23 protein-coding genes and 1 riboswitch are annotated in these 22,400 nt (G+C 39.0%); of the genes, 15 read left to right on the top strand and 8 right to left on the bottom strand.

Annotated elements, in window-relative coordinates; genetic code table 11:
- Position 1: 1 nt before the first annotated feature.
- On the bottom strand, positions 2-1,297 hold the full coding sequence (locus MHH51_RS04500) for a homoserine dehydrogenase (RefSeq protein WP_147210846.1): 1,296 nt from the start codon (positions 1,295-1,297) through the stop codon (positions 2-4).
- Positions 1,298-1,558: 261 nt separating this feature from the next.
- Between MHH51_RS04500 and MHH51_RS04505 the strand changes: the two genes are divergently transcribed.
- Positions 1,559-1,759 carry a hypothetical protein gene (locus tag MHH51_RS04505; RefSeq protein WP_339284708.1) on the top strand — a complete coding sequence of 67 codons (201 nt, stop codon included), beginning with the start codon at positions 1,559-1,561 and terminating at the stop codon, positions 1,757-1,759.
- Positions 1,760-1,832: 73 nt separating this feature from the next.
- On the opposite strand, the gene MHH51_RS04510 is transcribed toward MHH51_RS04505, so the two are convergent.
- On the bottom strand, positions 1,833-2,996 hold the full coding sequence (locus tag MHH51_RS04510; RefSeq protein ID WP_147210848.1) for an MFS transporter: 1,164 nt from the start codon (positions 2,994-2,996) through the stop codon (positions 1,833-1,835).
- Between the two features lie 198 nt (positions 2,997-3,194).
- Between MHH51_RS04510 and MHH51_RS04515 the strand changes: the two genes are divergently transcribed.
- Together MHH51_RS04515 and MHH51_RS04520 are read left to right on the top strand one after the other, a co-directional pair.
- Positions 3,195-4,016, top strand: a complete 822-nt coding sequence (locus MHH51_RS04515; RefSeq protein ID WP_147210849.1) for a phytoene/squalene synthase family protein — start codon at positions 3,195-3,197, stop codon at positions 4,014-4,016.
- Positions 4,017-4,339: 323 nt separating this feature from the next.
- A complete protein-coding gene (locus tag MHH51_RS04520) occupies positions 4,340-5,896 on the top strand; it encodes a BCCT family transporter (protein ID WP_147210850.1) in 1,557 nt (518 codons plus the stop codon).
- 81 nt (positions 5,897-5,977) lie between these two features.
- Here the strand turns inward: MHH51_RS04520 and MHH51_RS04525 are convergent, their stop codons facing one another.
- The 5 genes from MHH51_RS04525 to thiW form a co-directional block, all read right to left on the bottom strand.
- Entirely contained in the window at positions 5,978-6,718 is a 741-nt protein-coding gene (locus MHH51_RS04525; RefSeq protein ID WP_147210851.1) for a hypothetical protein, read from the bottom strand.
- A 129-nt stretch (positions 6,719-6,847) separates the two neighbouring features.
- Positions 6,848-7,468 (bottom strand): thiamine phosphate synthase, encoded by a 621-nt coding sequence (gene thiE, locus MHH51_RS04530; protein WP_339284711.1) that lies wholly within the window; start codon positions 7,466-7,468, stop codon positions 6,848-6,850.
- Positions 7,458-8,243 carry a hydroxyethylthiazole kinase gene (gene thiM, locus MHH51_RS04535; protein ID WP_147210853.1) on the bottom strand — a complete coding sequence of 262 codons (786 nt, stop codon included), beginning with the start codon at positions 8,241-8,243 and terminating at the stop codon, positions 7,458-7,460. The genes thiE and thiM overlap by 11 nt, the downstream gene beginning before the upstream one ends.
- Complete coding sequence (gene thiD, locus MHH51_RS04540; protein ID WP_339284713.1) at positions 8,233-9,054, bottom strand: bifunctional hydroxymethylpyrimidine kinase/phosphomethylpyrimidine kinase; 822 nt, start codon at positions 9,052-9,054, stop codon at positions 8,233-8,235. Before thiD ends, thiM begins: the two co-directional genes overlap by 11 nt.
- Positions 9,055-9,085: 31 nt before the next feature.
- The gene (thiW, locus tag MHH51_RS04545) at positions 9,086-9,577 is read right to left on the bottom strand and encodes an energy coupling factor transporter S component ThiW (RefSeq protein WP_339284715.1); all 492 of its coding nucleotides are present in this window, start codon (positions 9,575-9,577) and stop codon (positions 9,086-9,088) included.
- A gap of 413 nt (positions 9,578-9,990) precedes the next feature.
- Positions 9,991-10,104: riboswitch (TPP riboswitch) on the bottom strand.
- Positions 10,105-10,228: 124 nt separating this feature from the next.
- On the opposite strand from thiW, the gene MHH51_RS04550 reads away from it, so the two are divergent.
- From MHH51_RS04550 to MHH51_RS04600, 11 genes are all read left to right on the top strand, one after another.
- Positions 10,229-11,281, top strand: a complete 1,053-nt coding sequence (locus MHH51_RS04550; RefSeq protein WP_147210855.1) for a LytTR family transcriptional regulator DNA-binding domain-containing protein — start codon at positions 10,229-10,231, stop codon at positions 11,279-11,281.
- A 110-nt stretch (positions 11,282-11,391) separates the two neighbouring features.
- Entirely contained in the window at positions 11,392-12,240 is an 849-nt protein-coding gene (locus tag MHH51_RS04555) for an ABC transporter ATP-binding protein (RefSeq protein ID WP_339284717.1), read from the top strand.
- Positions 12,237-12,944, top strand: a complete 708-nt coding sequence (locus MHH51_RS04560; protein ID WP_156985709.1) for an ABC transporter permease — start codon at positions 12,237-12,239, stop codon at positions 12,942-12,944. Before MHH51_RS04555 ends, MHH51_RS04560 begins: the two co-directional genes overlap by 4 nt.
- A gap of 297 nt (positions 12,945-13,241) precedes the next feature.
- On the top strand, positions 13,242-13,439 hold the full coding sequence (locus MHH51_RS04565) for a helix-turn-helix transcriptional regulator (RefSeq protein ID WP_156985708.1): 198 nt from the start codon (positions 13,242-13,244) through the stop codon (positions 13,437-13,439).
- The gene (locus MHH51_RS04570) at positions 13,439-13,891 is read left to right on the top strand and encodes a hypothetical protein (RefSeq protein ID WP_339284721.1); all 453 of its coding nucleotides are present in this window, start codon (positions 13,439-13,441) and stop codon (positions 13,889-13,891) included. Before MHH51_RS04565 ends, MHH51_RS04570 begins: the two co-directional genes overlap by 1 nt.
- 189 nt (positions 13,892-14,080) lie before the next feature.
- Positions 14,081-14,209, top strand: a complete 129-nt coding sequence (locus MHH51_RS04575) for a hypothetical protein (RefSeq protein WP_281289848.1) — start codon at positions 14,081-14,083, stop codon at positions 14,207-14,209.
- A gap of 803 nt (positions 14,210-15,012) precedes the next feature.
- The gene (locus MHH51_RS04580; protein ID WP_147210859.1) at positions 15,013-15,666 is read left to right on the top strand and encodes an ABC transporter permease; all 654 of its coding nucleotides are present in this window, start codon (positions 15,013-15,015) and stop codon (positions 15,664-15,666) included.
- A gap of 21 nt (positions 15,667-15,687) precedes the next feature.
- A complete protein-coding gene (locus MHH51_RS04585; RefSeq protein ID WP_156985706.1) occupies positions 15,688-16,695 on the top strand; it encodes an ABC transporter ATP-binding protein in 1,008 nt (335 codons plus the stop codon).
- Entirely contained in the window at positions 16,692-17,441 is a 750-nt protein-coding gene (locus MHH51_RS04590) for an ABC transporter permease (RefSeq protein ID WP_147210861.1), read from the top strand. Before MHH51_RS04585 ends, MHH51_RS04590 begins: the two co-directional genes overlap by 4 nt.
- Before the next feature lie 15 nt (positions 17,442-17,456).
- Positions 17,457-18,362, top strand: coding sequence for a glycine betaine ABC transporter substrate-binding protein (locus MHH51_RS04595; protein WP_339284723.1), 906 nt, complete (start codon positions 17,457-17,459; stop codon positions 18,360-18,362).
- Between the two features lie 225 nt (positions 18,363-18,587).
- On the top strand, positions 18,588-19,106 hold the full coding sequence (locus MHH51_RS04600; protein WP_339284724.1) for a GNAT family protein: 519 nt from the start codon (positions 18,588-18,590) through the stop codon (positions 19,104-19,106).
- 102 nt (positions 19,107-19,208) lie between these two features.
- On the opposite strand, the gene MHH51_RS04605 is transcribed toward MHH51_RS04600, so the two are convergent.
- Complete coding sequence (locus tag MHH51_RS04605; protein ID WP_339284726.1) at positions 19,209-20,939, bottom strand: ABC transporter substrate-binding protein; 1,731 nt, start codon at positions 20,937-20,939, stop codon at positions 19,209-19,211.
- Positions 20,940-21,061: 122 nt separating this feature from the next.
- On the opposite strand from MHH51_RS04605, the gene MHH51_RS04610 reads away from it, so the two are divergent.
- Positions 21,062-22,297 carry an MFS transporter gene (locus tag MHH51_RS04610; RefSeq protein WP_339284728.1) on the top strand — a complete coding sequence of 412 codons (1,236 nt, stop codon included), beginning with the start codon at positions 21,062-21,064 and terminating at the stop codon, positions 22,295-22,297.
- Positions 22,298-22,400: the final 103 nt, after the last annotated feature.

Here is a 22,400-nt window from a genome sequence, read left to right on the forward strand (position 1 = left end):
CTTACGCATCTCCTTCTACTTTATAGTAACTCTTTATCTCATTCACTGCATCAAATGCTTCCAGCTGATTCAGCACTTGTTCAAATTGAGAGTAAGGTGTGTCGTGTGTAACTAATACAATTTCTGCAGAATCTTTCTCATCCACTGGTGTCTGCAGAATCCGCTGGAAACTGATGTCCTGTGAATGAAAAATCGATGAAATTTCTGAGAACACACCAGTCTTGTCTTCCACACATAGGCGGACATAATATTGACCATGCTGCTTATCTTTTGGAAGTAATGTTTTTGGAAATTGCATGTCATTTAACTGCTTTCCTGATACACCAAGACGCATGGCTTTAATTGCTGCAACAACATCGGATAAAATCGCTGTTGCTGTCGGGAGACTGCCGGCACCAGGGCCATAGAACATGGTTTCACCAACTGCTTCACCGTAAACATAAACGGCATTGTATTCATTTTTAACGCTTGCCAGCGGGTGGTTTTTTGCCAGTAAAGTTGGCTGCACACTTATTTCTAACTCCTGGTCAAAAAAGTTGGCGAACCCGATAAGCTTCATCGTATACCCCAGCTGCGAAGCATAACGGAGATCTTTTAATTCAATACCATGAATTCCTTTTACATCAACATCCTGTAAATCGACAGGAGTAGAGAATGCCAAGCGGCCAAGAATAGCCATTTTCCGGGCTGCATCCAAGCCTTCTACATCAGATGTCGGGTCTGCTTCGGCAAAACCAAGACGCTGTGCTTCCGCAAGAGCATCCTCGTAGCTTACACCTTCTTCATCCATTTTTGTTAAAATATAGTTGGTTGTCCCATTGACAATCCCCATTATTTTTTGAATGTGGTCGGAGGATAATCCTTCATTAATACCTCGTAGTATAGGAATACCGCCGGCAACACTTGCTTCATAATAAAAGTCGCATTTATTTTTTACTGCGGCTTCCTGTAACTCAGGACCATGAACCGCTACCAGATCTTTGTTAGCTGATACAACATGTTTTTTATTAGAAAAAGCTTTTAAAATATATTCTCTTGTATGATCAATCCCGCCCATTACTTCAATAACAAGATCAATAGCTGGATTTTCAAGAACATCATCGGGATTTGTTGTTAAAATTTCCTGGTTCACATCAATATTTCTTGCCTTTTCTATATCACGTACAAGCGCTTTAACAACTTTAACTTCACAGCCCAATTGGTGCGCTAATTTTTCCTGGTGATCTTCAATCAGATGAATAACACCTGACCCAACGACACCGAGGCCTAATAATCCTACAGAAACCTTCTCTTCCATCTAACCACCTCTACGCTTCCTAATGTATATTGAATTTATTTAAACATGAAAAGGGAAGTAAGGCAATAGCGAATTTTTAGAATACATCGGGATTCAGAGTTGTAACCGTTATCAAAAATGCAACAATAAAGTAATTATAAAAAATAGCGGAATTTTAAAAGATATTTATATGATGAAGGGAGAAATGGTAGTAAGCCTTTTAAATAGTTACGTACCTTTACATGTTTTCTTCATATAATAGGAAAAAAGGGGATAGAGGATATGCGAATCTATCATCTCGGAGCGTTATTTATTTTCTGTTTAGCATTGGGTATCATCATTGGCTATAGTGTTGACAGGGTAGAAGTTTTTGGTTTGGCAGGTTTCATTCTCGGGATGCTTCCTATTATGATTTACAGGAAATCCTTTACCAAAAAAGAGAAGGTCTCCACTGATAAGAAGAATAAAACGTCGTGTACGTGATTAGAGGACTTTTTGAATCAAGGAATGTTAAAACTGCATGGAAATAAGTAATTCCATGCAGTTTATTATTCAATCAATCAACTGTCACTTTCGGCCGTTTATATCCTTTTAATGCGATCAGGGCTGTAATTAACCCTAAAAAGACAATTGCTCCGCCTACATATGCATTTTTATCTACACTTGACTGCTCAATGACAATACTACCTGCAAATGAACCGACTGCTATACCTAAATGTAAAGCAGAGTTATTTAAGCTGACGAGGATACTTGAATTTTGCGGTGATGTCTCAATTAAATAGCTTTGAACAGGTGGCGAGACCGCCCAGCTGAGCATTCCCCATAGTATAAGTACAACAAGGAATAAGACAACATGGAACGACGAAACAGGAATAATTAATATGGTAGCCACAAACAAGATAATGGCACTGAGAATGGTTCGTTTCGGACCGAATAAATCGGACAATGTTCCGCCTGCCCCGCCTCCGCTTACAGCAGAAATACCAAAAATCAGATAAACTGCACTTAACCAAATGCCATCTAATTCCATAAAGTCTTTTACAAATGGATTCAGGTAGCCATATAATGTTGTGTGACCGGCCAGGACAAAGAAAGTAGTCAATAATATAAAAAGAATCTTTGGGTTCCGGATCATTTTTAACTGTGTTGTCAGTGGCAGAGGCTTTTCCGTAGAAGGAATGCGCTGCATAAAGTAATGAACAAATATAATTGAAGCAACCGTTAAGAAAGAAATAAGTACAAACGGGGCACGCCAGCCAAACGACTCTCCAAGGATTAAGCCAAATGGAATTCCGAAAACAAGAGATCCGCTTACTCCCATACTGACTATGCCGATAGCGCGTCCCCTGTAAGCAGGCTTAACAATGGAGGATGCCATCATTACACAAAGTACAATTAGTAAAGAAGCGCTTGCTGCAGAAATTATTCGACTAATAAAAATCATCGTATAGTTCAAACTAAAAACAGCAAGAATATTTCCAAGCAAAAAGAAGACTAAAGAAATAATGGTCAGTTTTTTTCGTTCAACAGATGCCGTTAAATAAAGCAGAATAGGAGAAGCAATAGCGAAAACAAGAGAGAAAATAGTAATTAATAAACCAGCTTTTCCTAGTGACACACCGAGGTCATCCGCAACTAAATCGAGAATACCGCCAATAATTAATTCAACCATTCCGACAACAAATGAAATGGTCATCAGTAAATATACACTTTTATTCATAAAACAACACGCCTTATCTATAGTTATCCTGTTATTAACATTTGAGTGATAAAAAACACTATCTACCATAGTAGCTTTAAAAAAAGGATAGCACAAGAACTTTATGTGAAAATTAATGAGAATTCAACACTTTTAAAGGAAAAAAAGGCACTTGTTTGTTATACTTGTAATAACGCATGAAATAAGGAGGAGTTTTGGGTGAGTAACAAAGCAACATTAGAAAAAGATGCAATGAAGGTTTTGAAACAGACGAGCAGAACATTTTATATCCCCATTAAACTGTTGAACAAAACGTTGCGGAAAACAGTTGGTTCAGCTTACCTCTGCATGCGCGCTGTTGATGAAATGGAAGACCATGAAGAAATGGATGCAGAAGTAAAACAGCATTTATTGAATGAGACAAGCCATTTATTAAAGGAAGATGTATTTAACCGCGAGGCTTATCATCAGCTCGTAGCACCGTATGAAAAGGAACTTCCGGAAGTGACATTGCGCTTAGCTGACTGGATTGAATTTTGCCCGGAGGATATTCAGCAAAAAGTAAAGGACTCTACAAGTGAAATGGCAGAAGGAATGGCTAAATGGGTTGGGAAAGATTGGGAAGTAAAGACGAAAGAGGATTTAGATGAGTATACATATTATGTAGCAGGTCTCGTCGGTGTAATGCTGTCTGATATTTGGAACTGGTATGATGGCACCGAAACAGACCGCGATCTGGCTATCGGCTATGGACGGGGTTTACAGGCTGTGAATATATTACGAAATATTGACGAAGATGCTGAAAGAGGTGTCGGCTTCTTTCCGAATGACTGGTCTAAGAAGGAAATGTTTGCTTATGCAGAGGCGAATTTGCAAAAAGCTGATGAATATATGACACAAATCTCTACCAAAAATATTCTGCTTTTCTGCCGGATACCGTTAGCACTGGCACATAAAACATTAAATGCTTTGAAGAGCGGTAAGGAAAAAATGTCCAGAGATGAAGTAGAAGAAACAGTTGATAAAATTATTAATTCTTAAGCTTTGAAAAGGTGAATAACATAGACTGAGAAAAAATCTTGCTAAATTGGGCGAGATTTTTTTATTTTCGGGGATGAGAAGGGTTTAGGAATATTTAATAAGGGAAATACTTCTATATTCAAAGCTATTCGTTGAATACATCTCTAAATTATAAGTTGTATTGTATGAAGCATATAACTATAATAAATAAACATGTGCAAATAAAACAAGTGAGAGGATGAAAGTTTGTCAAGCATTTATCTGAAAAATGCTTTCATCCAAAAAAGGTCTGTAAATAACGTTTTATGATATTTTGGACGCTTACATTAATCAGGAGGTAAAGTGTGAAGTCAAAAAAAGGAAAAGGTTTAGATTGGCCAGTTTTTTATATCAGTGGAGGATTTTTAGTTTTATTTATTATCCTGTCGCTGATTAACAGTGATATGGTGGATAATGCAGTAAACACCTTATTTAATTATTCTGCTGATTGGTTTGGAGCTTATTGGCAAATACTCTTATTCCTTAATTTTGCCATCGGCTTAGGTCTGGCATTTTCAAAGTATGGAAAAGTAAAATTAGGAAACCAGGATAAACCAAAATATAGCTATTTTGGCTGGGTATGTATGATATTAGTAACTTTATTGGCTAGTGGGGGAGTCTTCTGGGCTGCAGCAGAGCCAATGTACCATTTTATGTCTACACCGCCTCTTTTTGGTGGAGGAGAATTTAATAATATAGAGGGAGCATTTGCTCAAGCCTTTATGCATTGGGGATTCCTTGCATGGGCAATTCTTGGTACACTTGCAGTTGTTGTAATGATGTATGTGCATTATCAAAAGGGCTATCCTTTAAAGCCGCGGGGATTGTTATATCCTATTTTTGGAGATAAAATATTTGAAAAAAGTGCAATTGGAACGTTGGCTGATTCCTTTTCCATTATTGCAACAGCAGCAGGAACATTGGGTCCGCTTGGGTTTTTAGGTTTGCAGATATCTTATGGATTAAACCATTTGTTTGGCATACCGGATACGTTAACAATAAGCATTATCGTTGTTATTGTTCTGGTTACTGTAGCAGCAATTTCAGCAGCTACCGGAGTGGATAGAGGAATCTACCATTTAAGTAACTGGAATGTTCAATTTACAATTCTTTTAGCTATTATTGTATTTATTATTGGACCTACCGCATTTATTATTGATGGGTTTGTCGGTGGTACAGGAGTCCATATTCAAAATATGTTTGAAATGATGTTCTATCGTGGAGATGGAGAATGGCTGGCAGGATGGACGATTTTCTTTTGGGCTTGGTTTATCGGCTATGCACCGATGCTTATCGTATTTATCAGCCGTATCTCCAGAGGAAGAACCATTCGTGAGCTTGTTATTGCAGTTTCCGTAGTAGCACCGCTTGTAACAAATTTCTGGTTCTCCATTGTCGGTGGAACAGGTGTTTTCTTTGAAATAGAAAAACCGGGCTCTGTTTCTGACGCATTAACTGATGGCGGAATGCCAGCTGCAGTTATGGCAATTACGGATCAGCTTCCTTTAGGCACAGTAATGGGAGTTGCTTTCCTGCTTGTATCTATTATCTTTGTTGCAACAACAGCAGATACAATGTCTTATACAGTGGCGGCAACATTAACAGGGCATGATAATCCCACACGCTGGCTGCGTGTAGTATGGGCCGTCCTTTTTGGAGCTTTCACAGCAGTTATTCTTACAATCGGGGAAGATAGTATTACATCGATTCAAAATTCCATTGTTATTACGGCAGTCCCAGTATCGTTATTGATTTTACCGCCGTTATGGAATGCACCGAAGATTGCCAAGAAAATGGCGCTGGAACAAGGGCTTATTTGGCAGCGTGAGATGCGTAAAAAAGAAGATAAGAAATATAATTAATGAAGAAATTTCAAATAAGACGAGCTGCTGAAAAGATTTTGCTTTCAGCAGCTCGTTTTTAATTTCATTTACTTTTTATAGCTACATACATTGGAAGGATTCAATACTATTTAAATCCATTCCAAAATAAACCCAACGAAAACCATTCCAGCGGAATCCGGCAATAGAATTTCTGCCTAGGAATGTCGGAAAGGCCCAAAAACCGTTGCCGCGATTTGGCCAAATATAAGTGAAGCGGAACATGCAATGTCTGATCCCGCCAGGGTCGACAGCAAATGCCTGCACCTGTTGTTTTTGTGGTACAAAGTTTGGCGGCGGTCCCATTGGAGGCTGGCTGTTCATACCGCCCATTTCTGCAGGGCCTGATTGCTGTCCAGGATCTCCTCCACTGCCGCCGCTTCCTGGAAAGTTTGGAAAAGACGGAGCTGGCGGCCAATTTGGAGGAGCACCTCCATTTCCGCCCCCGGCGTTGTTCGGGGGACCAGGGAAAATATTATCTATAAATTGATCTGTATTAAACTCTGGAAAAGGCGATTCATTCCCGCCTCCACCTGGAAAGCCAGGGGGGAAGTTGCCAATTCGCTCCTGGGATGGAAAGTTTTGCTGTTCATGTTGATGTTGGTACGGTATATTATCAGCAGGCTGCTGTTCCTGATAATAGCCCCCTGGGCCGCCAGTTTCACCTTCTGGACCCCCTGCAAAGAATCCATTGGAATAATTATGCTGTGGGGCCGGCTGAAAATAATTATTCAGCATCTTTCCGGGCAGGTTATTCTGTTTGTTTTCCTCGCCGTTTGGATGCGGTGGTTGAAAATAATTCATAATTTTCCTCCTCTATTAGGCTAATGTTCCCTAATAGCATATGAGGCATCTGCATTATTTGCGCTTCATAACAAACAGATTGGGCGGAATAACTAGTCTGACGAAGTTCTTTCATTAATTCTAGCTAGACTAAAGCTTATCTACAGCTTCTTTAATATTATCTGCTTCTGTAACAGCAGTAATAAAAGAAACGCCATCAGCACCTGCTTCTATAACAGAGCTTGCGTTATCTGTCTGGATACCGCCTATTGCCACAACAGGTATGTCTGGAAACTGCGAGCGGATAGTATGAATCCATTCTAAGCCTACAGCCTGTTTTGCATCTTCTTTTGTAGCAGTTGCAAAAATTGGTCCAACGCCAATATAATCCACTAAATCGAGCGGACTTTGGTCAAGCTCCTGTGGTGTAGATATCGACAGGCCAATGATTTTATCCGGGAACTTAGCCCGGACTTCCTTGACAGGCATATCATCCTGCCCTACATGTATACCGTCTGCATCCAATTCCTCGGCCAGCTCAATATTATCATTAATAAAAAATGGAATATCATGTTTTCGGCATTGCTCTCGCAAGCTTTTACCCAGCTTAATCTTTTCCTCACCATTTAACGAGCCGGTGCCTTTTTCCCGAAATTGAAATGAAGTAATACCTGCAGTGAGTGCTTCCTCTAAAACAGTGTGAGGATCCCTGTGACAATTTTGGCTTCCCATAATAAAATATTTTCTTAATTGTTCTCTATTAAATTCCATCTTCAGTGCCTCCATTTAGTTGCTTGGGTGTAAAGGATAAAGCATCCATAAAGCTTGGCAAAAAGGTTCCCGGTCCTTGCACATGAGACTGCTCTGCTGCATGCTCTGCGGCCAGTCCGTAGAAACTGAGTGCAGTACGGAGCTGTTCCCCGACTGGATAAGAAGTAGTCAGACATGCTGCTACAACAGATCCTAATAAACATCCCGCCCCGGTAATACTGGAGAGAAGCGGATGCCCAGTCTGGTTATAAATTAATTTCTGATCGGCATAGATAACATCTGTTTTTCCGGTTACTACAATCGCAGTATCAAATTGTTTCCTGGCTTTTTCTGCAATATCATCTATATTTCCTTCCCCAATAGAATCCACTCCCCGTGTTTGAATATCTGCATTAACCAAGGAAGCAATTTCACCTGCATTCCCTTTAATAACTGTTGGGCGTACATCTTGTAAAATTCTTTCTATTACTTCTTTCCGAAAAGAAGTAGCAGCTGCGCCAACAGGATCAAGAACTACAGGAATTCCCTTTTCATTGGCAGCTTTCCCTGCTGCAATCATTGCTTCAATTTCATTTTCTAAAATGGTACCAATATTTAAAACAAGTGCATCTGCAATTTTGGCCATATCTGCTGCTTCTCTTAATTCCTTTGCCATAACAGGACTGCCACCAAAGGCAAGCAGTCCGTTAGCACTAAAGTTCATGACAACCTGATTGGTTAAATGATGAATGAGAGGCGTGTTGTTTCTGACTTGCTGGATAATATCAGGATTCATGTGTAATCTCCCTTCCTGCATTTTCCCGGATTGCCCAGTGGTTCGTCGGGCCATTCCCTTTTCCAAGCTCAAATGATTTGGAAATAGCTGCAGTCACAAAAGCTTTTGAGTGTTTTACCGCCTCTGAAAGTGGATAACCTTTACCTAAATAAGCAGCAATGGCAGCAGCATAGGTACAGCCGGTTCCATGCGTATTCTTTGTATCAATACGATCAGCAGCGTAGCTATGCATCTGTTTGCCGTCATAAAGAAAATCAACAGCCTGTCCTTTTAGATGTCCACCTTTAACTAAGGCAGCATCAACATCATACTCGTGAACGAGATATTCTGCAGCATTTTTCATATCTTCTGTAGACGCAATAGATAAGCCGGTCAGAAATTCTGCTTCTGGAATATTTGGTGTAACAACCGTCGTTAAAGGAAGAAGATACTGCCGCAAAAAGCTGCGGGCCTCTTCATTAATTAAAGCGTCACCGCTGGTCGCAACCATAACAGGGTCCATCACATATGGCGCATCAATCTTTCTTAATTTTTGAGCGATTAATTCCATCATTGGCTTACTTGCAATCATTCCTGTTTTCACTGCATGAATTGGCATGTCCTCAATGACTGCATCCAGTTGATCCTCAATCATAGAAAGAGGCATATGCTCAACAGAACGGACTCCTGTTGTATTTTGGGCCACAACAGAAGTAATTACAGACATACCATAGGTTTTTAACTCTTGAAATGTTTTTAAATCCGCCTGAATACCAGCACCACCGCTCGGGTCTGTGCCGGCAATTGTTAATGCACAACGAACCTGACTCATCATAAAATCCTCCTTAGGATTGTAAAATAATTTATTTTGTTAAAGAAAACTGCCGTGCCGGTAAACGGCTGACCAGCAGCCAGCCAATTAAAGCACCAGAGACGCTGCTGACAATAAACGGCGGGATAAATGCAAGTGCTCCTACTGAGCTTCCCATCAGGAGATTCGCAATAGGAACAGCAAAGAATGAACCAATAATCCCTGTTCCAATTATTTCTCCAAAAGCCGCCATTAAATATTTTTGCGTTTTCTTATACAATACCCCGGCGACAAATGCTCCAATCATTGCTCCGGGGAAAGCAACGAGTGTTCCCAGACCTAAAAGGTTTCTGAGCAGGCTGATCATTAATGCGACAATGACTGCCGGCCCCGGTCCAAGTATGATTGCAGCAATGACATTAATGGCATGCTGTACTGGATAAGCTCTGGCAACCCCTGCGGGAAACCAGAGCAATTGAGAGCCAATTGTTCCAATAGCTATAAAAACAGCCATCAGCGTTAATAAGCGTGTACGGTTTTTCAATCCAATCATCTCCTCTATATGTCTAGCTCCATGCGCCAAACTTTAGAGATTTCACGTCACGCCCTACGATAAAGAAGACTTACTGATTGGCAAGCCGTCAGGCGCAGACAGAAGTATAGTCGCGCTTATGCCCTGCGGGTGAAAGTCAACATCGGTTTAAAGTAAAGGAAGGTCGACTAAAAGCAGGCTGAAGCCTAACGTCGGCATACCCCTAAAGGGGCATGTTTCCTTTATCTCAAGGGTGAAGGAAGTTCGACTAAAGTCGAACCACCCCCAAAGATCGGGAGCGCAATCTCTACGTTTTTAAACAGGCGCTTTTCGCTTTTCTTTTTGGAATGAAAAGTAAACTACTTTGTAAAAATAAAAAATCAGGCTTTATAGAGAAGCCTGATTTGGTATACTGAGAGTAATCATAAGTTGATTGACTACTTCCCTACGCTGGTATTAGCCAGATCAGGTTTGTAAGAGTCGGAAAGTAAGCATGCTTCCCTCTCAGCCCGCAGTTTTGGGCTCCCCTAGTAGTTGCTTTTCATTATTTTCTTTGAATCTACTGTATCAAAGATTTAACTGTTTGTCATGAAATAATAATCAGGCTTAAAAGCTATCAAAATAGAATGGAATGAATTCTTTATGGATAGAGAGGTATAAAGCATGTTAAGAATGAACGAAATTGAATATCGTCAAGGAGATCAAACATTATTTCCGAGGATAGATATAGAAATAAAATCTGGAGAAATCAAAGCAATTCAGTCCACTGTTAATGTGCGTGCAGTCTTACTGCAAATGATTTCCGGAGAAGAAAGTGTACGAAAGGGTTTTATTCAGATACACCATAAAACACTGGAGGAGGATAAGCAGAAATACTTTTCCTCTTTAGGAATTTGCTGGTATGAAGAAGGTATTTATGAACGGTTACAGGTAAAGGAATATTTGACATTTATCGGGTCCTTATATCAAAGCAAGGCTTCTATAAAAGAAGTTCTACAGCTGGTTCAACTGGAGGAAAAAGCAAGATGGAAAATGCATCAGTTGAATCGATCTGAAAAACGCCGGGTCCAATTTGGCAGAATATTAATGCAGGAATCAGAAGTTGTTATTTTTGAAGAGCCTGAGGTAAATGTAGACTTAGAAACGAAACGTGTACTTCATCAATTTGTCGAGATTTTGCAGGAAAAGCAAAAAGCGGTATTGATTTTAACAACAAGTACGGAGAGTGCCATTACAATTGCAGATACGGTCTATCGTTTAGATGAACAGGGCCTGCATCAAATCGAAGTTGAAACGGAGGAGAAAGACAGAGTAAAGTCTTTAGAAATAGATGGGATAGAAACAGCGGAAGAAGAGGCTCAAGTACAGCAAACTTTTCAGTTAAATAAAATTTCTGCCAAAGTAGAGGATAAAATTATTTTATTTGACCCACAGGAAATCGACTATATTGAAAGCCAGAATGGTCAAACATATCTGTATACGCGTGGAGAAGGATTTCCAACAGGTTTTACCTTAAAAGAATTAGAACAGCGTTTATCTCATCAAGGCTTCTTTCGCTGCCATCGCTCCTATATTGTGAATCTTCAAAAAATAAGAGAGGTTATTACATGGACCAGGAACAGTTACAGCTTGTCTCTTATTGATAAAAAAAGCTCTCAGGTTCCATTATCGAAATCAAAGTTGAACGAGCTGAAGGAATTATTGGGGGTAGAATAAGCACAATTCAGCTTGAAATATACTCCATTCATTGAAGATATACTGCACTATTCCTTAAATAGCGATATTCTGTGATCACAAACAAATAACTGACGCAGGAGGTTTTTGGAGTGGAGAATATGATAGAAGTGAAATCTTTAGAGAAGATTTTTGGTGATAAACAGGCATTACATGATGTATCTTTCCAGGTTAAAAAAGGAGAAACATTTGGTTTTCTGGGGCCAAGTGGTTCTGGAAAGACAACAACAATAAAGATTTTAACAGGTCAAATGAGGCAGAGTTCAGGTACAGCAAATGTATTTGGTGTACCAGTTTCAAAGTTAAACGCACCTGAATATCGAAAACGTTTTGGTGTGGTAACAGATAATAGTGGTTTATACGCAAGACTAACCATTTATGATAACTTAAAGCTTTACGCAGATTTATATGGTACATCTTTACAACGAATTGACGAGGCGCTTGAATCAGTTAACTTAGGTTCTGAGAAAAAAACACAAGTCGCCAAGCTGTCTAAAGGAATGACACAGCGGGTATTATTAGCAAGAACGCTTTTGCATAAGCCTGAGCTATTATTTTTAGATGAACCGACATCTGCATTGGATCCTGCTAACTCCAAGCATATCCATAATGGTTTAAAGGAACTGAATCGACAGGGAACGACCATTTTTCTGACAACACATGATATGGAGGAGGCAGATCATCTGTGCAGCCAGGTAGCCTTTTTAAATAAAGGGGTCGTCCAGCTTTTAGATGAGCCGAAACAGCTGAAAAAACAGTATCGGGAAGAAATTATTGGTATTGAATTAAAGAATGGAAGAGAATTAGAGCTTCCCTTGAAAGCATCAAGTGCTGAGGAAATTCAACAATATATTTCCCGGGAAATGGTGGAGCGTATTTATACAAAAGAACCGACATTAGGAGATATCTTTGTTGAAGTGACTGGGAGGGAGTTAGTATGACATTTTCTGTAAAACGGTTTATGGCTATTTTTCAAAAAGACTTAAAAGATTTATATCGAAATTTGTATGTTTCATCAACAGCACTGATGCCACTTGTATTTGCTGTCATATATAGTCGGGTAGGGGAAGTGCCATTGGCGATGTACTTGTTTGTAATTACTTTATCCCTTGCTTTGGTTGGTACCTTTCTGCAATGTGCGATAATAGCAGAAGAAAAGGAGAAAAATACGTTGCGTGGTCTGATGCTTTCTCCAGCAACATTGACAGAAATTTTAGCTGGGAAAAGTGCTGTTACTATTGTAATTACGGTTATTGTAACTGCTGTTAGTATGTTTATCATGGGTTTTTCATTTGACGGAAGAGGCTGGTTAATTGCTGGAATTCTTCTATCTCTGATTTTCTTTATCGCTTTAGGAACTTGGATGGGATTAATCACAAGAAGTGTTTTAGAAGCATCTGTCTATATTCTTCCTGTAATGTTTATATTTGGAATGGCTAATATGTTTATCGGGCTAGCCGATCAGTTCAGCTTCTTACAAGTATTAGAGTATACACCGGGAATTCAGCTGGAAGAAATTGCGAATTTGGGTGAATCAGGGGCAGGTTTTGATGAACTTTGGAAGCCTTTTGCAATTATTGGAGCCTGGGTTGCAGCAACTTTAGTATTAGCTGCTGTTACATTTAAGAAGCGTATGATGGATTAAATAAGGAATAGATTGTTGATTAGAATTAATAGAAGCGAGTTTAATTAAAAGCAAAGCCATTTGAAGAGCAAAAGGAACTCTTCAAATGGCTTTTTTTCTTTTGCAGTAAAGCAATGGTGGTTATTTTCTCTACAGTATAAGTTAATTAAGTGCCTGTTTCCAAGACTGATAAATGCTAACTTTGTTAAGATTACTACAATTATTATCCAAATAATAATTTGATTTTATTAATAAAGCGATGTAACATATAATTAACAAAAGTAATTTATATATTGCATTTATGAGGCGGAGTGAATAATGAGAAATAATGTGAAAATAACACGTGTCAAAACGTCAATGACCCAGCAGCAGTTGGCAAAGAATGTTGGCGTGACGAGACAGACAATTGGATTGATTGAAAAAGGGGAATACAACCCCACACTCTCACTCTGTATTGCAATAGCAAAAGAGCTAGATAAAACATTAGATGAATTATTTTGGGAGGTAGAAGATTAATGAAATCATGGATATCTTTTTTTATGCCGGATGATGAATATAAAGAAAAAAAGATGCTATATTTTTTAGCTGAAGGAGGAGTTCTGCTTTTTCTTTTTCTGGTAATCATGATTATTAGCGGTAATTTTATAAGCTTAGATACAGCTGTCATTTTGTTAGCAGGTATAGCAATTTTCCTTTTTTATAATTTAGGAAGATATACACTGTCGGGAATCGAACATACTGATATTGCAACGGAAAAGGAATATAAAGGAGCGTTAAGAGCTCTTAAAGCCAGAACTGCTTCCTTTGTTGTTGTGTTTGGAATAGGCTATCTGATATATAAAATAACATCTGATCAAGCAAGCTGGTATGATTTTTTTGGAATGGTAATAAGTGTGGGAGCACTATCGTTTTTATTGGAATTCATTTCATTAAAAAAATCTTATAAGAAGAATAAAGAGTTATTATAAAGGTTTTTTGATGATATGTAGAAATATATGACTAGGATTATGCTTAGGTAATTTATTCTATCTGTGTATAAGATGGCGATAAAATGGAAAATACACCTGTCTCAATAAAAAGAATTATTATAATCTATCTGGTGGCTGTCGCTATTTTTTTGTCTGAATGAATGGGTGAGCAAAAAAGGGGATACGAAGGTGGATATAACTATTCCGGAAGATGCTTTCGTTATTGAAGGATATGTAGTATCAAAGCGCTGGAATGAGATGTGGATTGGATCAATCAGTAAGCTTCTGGCAGGGACTGTCTGGCTTGATTACTTCTGATTATGGGGATAACGTAATTATTCTATCCCCACATCGTGAGATGGAAGGAAGTTTTCTTTTTGGGCAACCTCAAGTAAATCAAAAAATAAGGGTGTACGGTGACTATCTTAGAGAATCTTTTCCGGGAAGAATTTCTGTTTACGCCATAGAAATTATCGAGTAAGATGAATAATATTATTTGAAATACTTGGAAGTGGAAATGTTTAGAAGATATAGCATTCTATTTTCTTTTATAAAAGGATTATATTATTTCACTATTTGCAAAAGCTATTTTTGAGCCATTATTGCCAGGCTTACTAAGTAGTTTTTTTATGAGGTTGAAATAAAACAAGGGTATTTACAGCTTTTGTGGTTTCAAAAAAATTTTTAGGGGAATATATTATAAAAATCATGAAGCTGTTAATCTCCATACAGCATTCGCAATCGTTTCAGCAAAGGTGTAGACGTCCATAACAAAATTATTTTCTCTATCTTCTGCTTTCTGTTTTTTTACAAAGCCATCGCATTTTATTCCTTCCTCTAATAATGGTGCTTTCTCCAGTTTTATAGACTTAATGATACAGGAGACTCATTCTTGATCTCTCTGTACATTGGGTAAGGTTTTTACAGACAAAATATCCGTCCACCAGTGCATACATCGCCTTGGATATGAACTTCATGTCTTTATGGTTATATACAGATTTTTTATTATGTCGTTTTTCTATTTTTTAAAAATTCAGTATTGTTGCAGGGGTTATATGGAGATGAGCGGCAGACTGATGCTAATAACAGCTCATTTCGTTATTGAAAAAGGGGGCACTAAAATGAATGAATATCTCGAATATCTGCGTATTAATGCTTCTTACATATGGGGCCTTACAGTTCAACATATAGAACTCGTAGGGATAGCGATAATAATTGCAATTATTATTGGGGTCTCGATTGGCATTTATTTAACAACCAATGAGGATTTGGCAGAAACAGTTTTAGCAGCAGCTTCTGTGCTATTAACCATCCCGAGTATTGCGTTGTTTGGAATAATGATTCCGTTCTTTTCGTTAATCAATCAGGGAATTGGATTTGTTCCGGCGTTAGTAGCATTGGTGCTGTATTCTCAGCTGCCAATTATCCGCAACACCTATTCAGCCATTAAGAATGTGAATCCAGCAGTCATAGATGCAGCGAATGGTATAGGGATGAAGAGAAGCCAAAGACTGGTTCGTGTTGAAATTCCAAACGCACTGCCTGTAATTATGGCAGGTATACGCACCGCGGTGGTTTTAAATATAGGAATTGGAGTTATTGCTGCATTTATTGGTGCGGGGGGTCTTGGGACTTTGATTGTGCAAGGTATTACCCGGACGGATATGTATTCTATTGTTACAGGTTCAATTGTGGTTTCTTTGCTTGCGATTATTGCAGATATGATTCTTCTGTTTATCCAGAAGAGGCTGACACCAAAAGGAATAGCAAACTAACACGGACGAAGGGGTGAACTTATGATTTCATTTAAGCATGTATCTAAATCATATACAGGAACTGAGAAAGCTGTTAACGATGTTAATTTTGAAGTGGAAAAAGGGGAAATTGTTATATTTCTTGGACCATCCGGTTGCGGGAAAACTACACTTCTTCGGATGGTGAACCGTTTGGAGACAATTAGTGAAGGGTCAATCTTGATTAATGGAGAAGATATTGGCAATCTGAATGAAATTGAACTCAGACGAAATATTGGTTATGTCATCCAAAGTAACGGTTTGTTTCCAAACATGGATATTGAAGAGAATGTAACGATTGTTCCTGATTTACTGGGATGGGACAAAAAGAAAAAACATAACCGCTATAAAGAATTGATGCAATTGATTGGTCTGGATCCAATGGAATACAGGAAACGATTTCCTAATGAGCTGTCTGGGGGGCAGCAACAGCGGATTGGTGTAATTAGAGCACTTGCCGCTGATCCACCGGTTATGCTGATGGATGAGCCGTTTGGCGCTCTGGATCCATTAATTCGTGAAAAAATACAGGATGAATTTTTACAGATTCAGCGCGAGGTCAAGAAAACGATATTGTTTGTCAGTCACGATATTGACGAAGCCATTAAAATGGCAGATAAAATTGTACTTATGCGTGATGGAGAGATTATGCAGTATGGAACACCATCAGATATATTAATCCATCCTAAAAATGAATATGTCTCTCAATTCATAGGAAGGGACCGCGCCATTAAGCATCTTAGTTTACGCACAATTGCTCAGCTGCAAGAAGAAATTGGTCTTGTAGAAATTGATCAGTCTATTGTCGATTCCAAACAGGTGAACATTCATGAGAATTTAAAAGATACGCTTGCGATGTTATTAAATCAAGAGGCGGATCAAGTGATCGTGCACGATGATAATGATGAGGTACAGGGAGCTATCACCATTGACCGTGTGCAAAGATATTTGCATTTGGAAATGCGCCAAAAACCGTCTCAGACCGTAGAAAAAGAGAAGGTGATGGAGTGAATCGGAAAAAGCTTATTGCTAATATTGTCCGTATTTTACTGTATGCTTTTGTCATTGGCTTCTTTATTTACGCAGGGGTAAATGGCTATTTTTCGCCGATTTTCGAACAGACGGATACATTTTGGGTATTGGTAGGGCAGCATCTCAATCTTGTCATGCTTTCTTCTATTTTGGCAGTTGTAATTGCTTTGCCTTTGGCGGTTTTATTTACACGCCCGCGTTTTCGTAAATATGAATGGATTGCTTCGAACGTTGCCAATCTGGCACAGACGGTTCCGAGTTTAGCCGTTTTAGCATTGGCAATTGGTATTTTAGGGGTCGGCTTTAAGCCGGCAGTATTTGCTTTATTTATTTACTCTGTTTTACCGATCTTTCGTAATGCGGTTGCAGGATTTAATTCGATAAATCCCGATCTCATTGATGCAGGGAAAGGGATGGGAATGAAAGCAAGCCAGATTTTTTGGAGAGTGGAAGTGCCGAATGCAGCATACGCAATTATCGGCGGACTCAGGACAGCTATTGTCTTAAACGTTGGAACGGCTGCCCTAGCTTATTATATTGGTGGCGGTGGTTTAGGTGTCTGGATTATGACAGGTATTGAACTTTTTGACAATGCTTATTTAATTTCAGGGGCGATTCCTGTTACACTGCTGGCAATTGGACTTGATTACTTATTAAGAGGAGCAGGTTACGTTATTTCGCCAAAATCAGCAAGCCAGACGGCTGATTCTGCCACTTCGACATAAAGGAGGATTACAAAAATGACTATTTTTAGACGTTTCACCATACTCGTCCTCCTCTGCATCTTTTTAAGCGGATGCTCGGTTTTCGGCGGTGGCGGGAAGTCAGTAACAATTGGCGGGAAAAATTTCACCGAGCAGTATTTACTTACACAAATGACATATTTCTTACTTGAGGAGGGAGGGTTCCAGGTGAAAATGATGGAGAATTTGGGAAGTACAGTTCTCCGGACAGCTCTTGAAAATGGACAGGTCACACTTGCTTGGGATTACACAGGAACAGCGATTGTAACTTATTTGGGGATGGATCCAATAACAGACCCGGATGAAGCATATGAAGAGTTGAAACGAGTTGATCAGAAAAATGGCATTGCCTGGGTGAACCCTTCGAAAGTAAACAATACGTATGCACTTGCTATGACTCGTGACAATGCTGAGGAATACGGGATTGAATCTTACTCGGATTTGGCGGATTATGTGAATGAACATCCAGAAGAATTAACAATGGGCACCGATGCTCAGTTCGCTAATCGTGAGGATGGACTTCCTGGGGTAGAGGAAACATACGGTTTTCAATTTGGAGCAGAAAATATTACGCAAATGGATTCAGGACTTATCTACGAAGCGTTGCAAAGCGGGAACCTCGATGTAGGTGTAGCATATGAAACAAATGCCCAAATTGATGCATTTGACTTGGTTTTATTAGAAGATGACGAAAAGTTTTTTGCTCCTTATAATGCAGCACTTGCTGTGAGTGAAGAATTTCTTGAGGAATATCCGGAAGTTGAGTCCATTCTTGCGCCTCTTGCAGAAAGTCTTGACAGTGAAGTAATGCGTCAGCTCAATTACCAGGTAGACATTGAAAGGCAGAGTGTCGCCATAGTTGCGCATAATTATCTGGTTGAGAATGGCTTTTTGGAGGAATAAAGGTAAAGCGGATTGTCAAGTAGACAGGAAATACTTAAAAGTAATGAATGGCATTACTCTTTATGGGTAATGTCATTTTAAATGTGGTATCCCACTTATTACTTGGGGCTTTATAAATACTGAAATTATATTTTAACCTCATTTAAATGAAGCTTATCCATTTTGTTTATTTAAAATTAGAAATATACTTAAGGAAGACATAAAATTTTAAAAGCAGGTGGTATGGTGAATATCGAAATAAGAAACGGAAATTCTGGTGATTTCCATGATATTATGCAAATCATTAATAAGGCGAGACTCAAACTGGCTGAATCCGGATCGCCACAATGGTCAGAAGAAGATTCTCCGAATGAGGAAGACATAAAAAGTGAGATAGAAAAAGGAAATAATTATCTTTTTACAATAAATAATGTGATTGTTGGTACTGCAATTGTTACGGATGAAGAGGAACAAGCTTATTCGACAATAAGCTGCGGGGATTGGGATGCGTCACAAGGGAGCTATGCGACAATTCATAAATTCGCAATTAATCCGGAGATAAACGGAAAAGGCTATGGAAAAACTTTTCTAAAGCTGCTGCTCTTTGTATGCAAAGAAAAAGGGATGTCTGAAGTGCGAATTGATACATATCCAAGAAATCGGGCAATGCAAAATGTTATTTTATCAGCGGGATTTGCGTTCAAAGGGATTATCCAGCTTCCTTTTGTGAATGGTGAGAGGTATGCGTATCAGTTGTTCTTATAGTAATATAGAGCTTGAAAATCAATGATAAAAAAGGAGATAGACTTAATATATGAATAATATAAGTCTATCCCTCATAGCTAACCATGCAAATTTGGTTTCTTTTTAAAAGGGTTTCCTCCAAACCTTCCGATAATTAATCCGGCCGTTGCTGTTAAGGTGTATATTTTCATAGAGGCTATCCTCTGCTTCATAGACTCCATGGCCCCGGTGATTTAAGAACACGATAAAATGCTGCTTCTTTAAATCCTTTTCCAATTGAAAATAAAGCTCCCATTGCTGTTGAGAATTCTCAGACTGCCGTATTTTAGTGAGCTTTTGTTGAACTTCTTTTTGGACACTGTCAGGAAGCAGAGGGTAAAGAGGCATAGACATACTTTCCATAAATGTCAGAGCAGAAAGTAAATAATCATCGGATAAGAAAACCCCTCCAACAAATAAGTCATAATCTAATATTTTATTTGGGTCCTTCAACTCTGCTATTGGAAATAACTCAATTTCTGAATGGATGCCTGCATCCTCTAATTGTTTTTGCAGAATAGCCGCCTCTCGGTAATGATCTGCATTTTTCCTTATTTGCTGCGCAGCAATTTTTAACGATGACTGGCAGGGGCTGCTGGAGGTCTGGTTTATTTTATTGGGAAAGGTCATTGATTTATCTACAATCAAACTATGTGCAATAATTTCTCCCCGTTTTGCCAGACAAAAATCAGCCGGACGAATCGCTTCAATTAAATCTTTTCGATAATTTTTATCCTGTAAAGATCCTGGCTTTCTACTATTCAGAATAATAAAATCTGCTCCTTGCTCATACGTAAACTTTTCTACCCATGAGCTGTCCGGTGCTTCTAGTAAAAGCGGATGTGTTTGCTTTGATAAAAACTCTTCGGAGGCTGTAATAACTTCAACCTTATCCAGCCAGGGAGCCAGTCCATAATAATTTTCAAATCGATCCAGTTGAATTTTTTCTTCGCTATATATCGTAAGCTGATAAGGTCCGCATCCTATCGGTTTTGAAGAAAACAGCTTTCCTTTTTCCTTAATAACATCTATAGGAACTATCGAAGCTCGGACATCTGCCAGTAATCTGGGAAACAAATAATCGGACTTATCCAATTGGAAGATAAGTGTTGTCTGATTGATTATTTGTATGTTAAGCAGATTTTTTCTGATGGCACTGTCCTCTGTGAAACGGAGAATTGTAGTCTTTACATCATTTGCATGTAATATTCTGCCATGATGAAACCGCACATTTTTTCGTAAATAAAAAATCCATTGCTTTCCGTCCTTGCTTTCCCAGCAGTGTGCAATTGCAGGTTCAAGAGTCTCCGTTTCTGGATTATATTCTACTAGCCGATCAAAGATTTGCTGAATCATATGACTGTCATGACGTGAGCTTGCATCGAGGGGGTCCATACATAAACGAACAGGATAAAATGGATAACGAAGCACATCTAAGGATGCGTTTTTATCCGCTGAAACTTGAGTAATCCCGATCTGCTGCTGAAACCAGACACGAAACTTTTCCTGATAGGCGGCACTCGCCTGCTGAACTACAGTAAACCCCTTCTGATAAATTTCCTTTTCTATTAATCCCTTCGCCTGCTCCAGCAGAATATCATCTTTTTCAAAATGCAATGTAATTACCGGTTTTTTTCCTCTCCCCTGAGAAACGTGCCATGTTATCCATTGTTTAGCAGCTAAATGATGGATAACCGTTTTAGTATGTCTTTCGGAGCATTGAAAGACACTAGCCAGATCCGCAATGGTTGTTTCCGCCTTATTTTCTGAAGTGAAATAATCCAGCAGCTTAGATGCATATTTGTGATGTTTCACCAGCCATTCTCCTTTCCATTTCAAAAAGGTGAACAATAATAATTTATAATCCTCACTTTTTATTCATCTTTTCACAACTTACACTAAAAGTAAATAGCAGACAGTGAGGGAGAGGTGATGGAATGGAAATAAATCAAGTAAAACTAGAGAAAGAAGTGCCGGTTTCTTTATGGAGAAATAAAAATTTCCTGTTTTTATGGGGAGGGTCAACCGTACAAAGTATTGGCTTGCAAATGTATATTCTAGCAGTTCCGCTATTGATTTACAGCATGACAGAGTCTGCTCTGGCAATGAGTACGATGAGGGCTATTGATTTCTTCCCAAATATTTTTCTTGGGATTATTGCCGGAGTGCTGGTTGACCGGGTGAATCGGAAAACGATGATGCGTTGGACAAGTCTGATTTCCATCATTGCTTCGCTGGGGATGATTCTTCTTCTTTTATCAAATACGATGCAGGTGTGGCATCTATATATTCTTGGCTTTATATTATCTTCAGCCGGTTATACATTTGGAAATGCACAACATTCTGCCATGCCGCAGATTGTTTCCAAGGAACAGCTTACTTCAGCAAACGCCAAGCTTTCCTTTGTAGGAACATTTATTCAAACAGTCGGTCCGGGACTTGCCGGAATGTTATTAAGCATACTGACGACTGCATCTGTGTTATCGATTTATTTGGTAAGCTTAATCATTTTATTTATTTGTGTGCAGTTTGTTCAGGTTCCGGAGAAGGAAAGACTGAAAACAAAACAAGCAGGAAGCTGGAGACTGGAAATTAAAGAAGGCTGGAACGAACTATTTCGAAATAAAACCTTGCTTACGCCTACAATTGCAATTATCTTTACTAATCTGGCGATGAGTCTTGTTATCGGCGTGCTTGTTTTTTATGCGGCTGAACAGCTGCATGCGTCGGAAAAAGAAATTGGTTTGATGTTTTCAATTTCTTCGCTGGGCGGTTTGCTGGGAGCGTTGGCCGTGAAACCGCTGCGCAGGAAATTTAACAGAGGGAGAATTTTTACGGGCTTTTTCTTAGTCGATGTTGTTGCAATGGTTCTTCTGTCTCTTGCAAATACATGGTGGTTATTAGGAATCAGCCTGGCTATCCGTACTTTTTCAACTGTTATATCCAATATTATTTATCTGGCTATCCGGCAGGAGGTAACTCCAAACCATATGCTTGGAAGAGTTGCCGGAACTGCTTCTATGTTTATGAAACTGATGCTGCCACTGGGGTTATTTATTGCTGGAATTTGGGCAGAATGGCTACCTGTTCCACCGCTATTTCTATTTTCAGCAGTTATTTTTCTTGCACTATTTATTTGGCTGTCCCGGCATCCTTTCCGGAAAGTAGAGTAGATCAGGCAAAATTCTGTTTGGATAAAAGTGTTATCAAATGAGAAGATTAAAAGTTCTATTCTGATTTAGCCATCGATTATAAAAAATAAGGAAATGCTGATAA

Source organism: Oceanobacillus sp. FSL K6-3682 (assembly GCF_037976165.1).
GTDB lineage: Bacteria > Bacillota > Bacilli > Bacillales > Amphibacillaceae > Oceanobacillus > Oceanobacillus sojae.

Excerpts from the sequence above, each read along its gene's own strand:
- MHH51_RS04580 (WP_147210859.1), top strand. The coding sequence starts at position 15,013 with ATGAATGAATATCTCGAATATCTGCGTATTAATGCTTCTTACATATGG.
- MHH51_RS04525 (WP_147210851.1), bottom strand. The coding sequence starts at position 6,718 with ATGAATTATTTTCAACCACCGCATCCAAACGGCGAGGAAAACAAACAG.
- MHH51_RS04570 (WP_339284721.1), top strand. The coding sequence starts at position 13,439 with ATGAAATCATGGATATCTTTTTTTATGCCGGATGATGAATATAAAGAA.
- thiD (WP_339284713.1), bottom strand. The coding sequence starts at position 9,054 with ATGAGTCAGGTTCGTTGTGCATTAACAATTGCCGGCACAGACCCGAGC.
- thiE (WP_339284711.1), bottom strand. The coding sequence starts at position 7,468 with ATGGAATTTAATAGAGAACAATTAAGAAAATATTTTATTATGGGAAGC.
- thiM (WP_147210853.1), bottom strand. The coding sequence starts at position 8,243 with ATGAATCCTGATATTATCCAGCAAGTCAGAAACAACACGCCTCTCATT.
- MHH51_RS04500 (WP_147210846.1), bottom strand. The coding sequence starts at position 1,297 with ATGGAAGAGAAGGTTTCTGTAGGATTATTAGGCCTCGGTGTCGTTGGG.
- MHH51_RS04550 (WP_147210855.1), top strand. The coding sequence starts at position 10,229 with ATGTTAAGAATGAACGAAATTGAATATCGTCAAGGAGATCAAACATTA.
- MHH51_RS04595 (WP_339284723.1), top strand. The coding sequence starts at position 17,457 with ATGACTATTTTTAGACGTTTCACCATACTCGTCCTCCTCTGCATCTTT.
- MHH51_RS04505 (WP_339284708.1), top strand. The coding sequence starts at position 1,559 with ATGCGAATCTATCATCTCGGAGCGTTATTTATTTTCTGTTTAGCATTG.
- MHH51_RS04610 (WP_339284728.1), top strand. The coding sequence starts at position 21,062 with ATGGAAATAAATCAAGTAAAACTAGAGAAAGAAGTGCCGGTTTCTTTA.
- MHH51_RS04565 (WP_156985708.1), top strand. The coding sequence starts at position 13,242 with ATGAGAAATAATGTGAAAATAACACGTGTCAAAACGTCAATGACCCAG.
- MHH51_RS04510 (WP_147210848.1), bottom strand. The coding sequence starts at position 2,996 with ATGAATAAAAGTGTATATTTACTGATGACCATTTCATTTGTTGTCGGA.
- MHH51_RS04560 (WP_156985709.1), top strand. The coding sequence starts at position 12,237 with ATGACATTTTCTGTAAAACGGTTTATGGCTATTTTTCAAAAAGACTTA.
- MHH51_RS04585 (WP_156985706.1), top strand. The coding sequence starts at position 15,688 with ATGATTTCATTTAAGCATGTATCTAAATCATATACAGGAACTGAGAAA.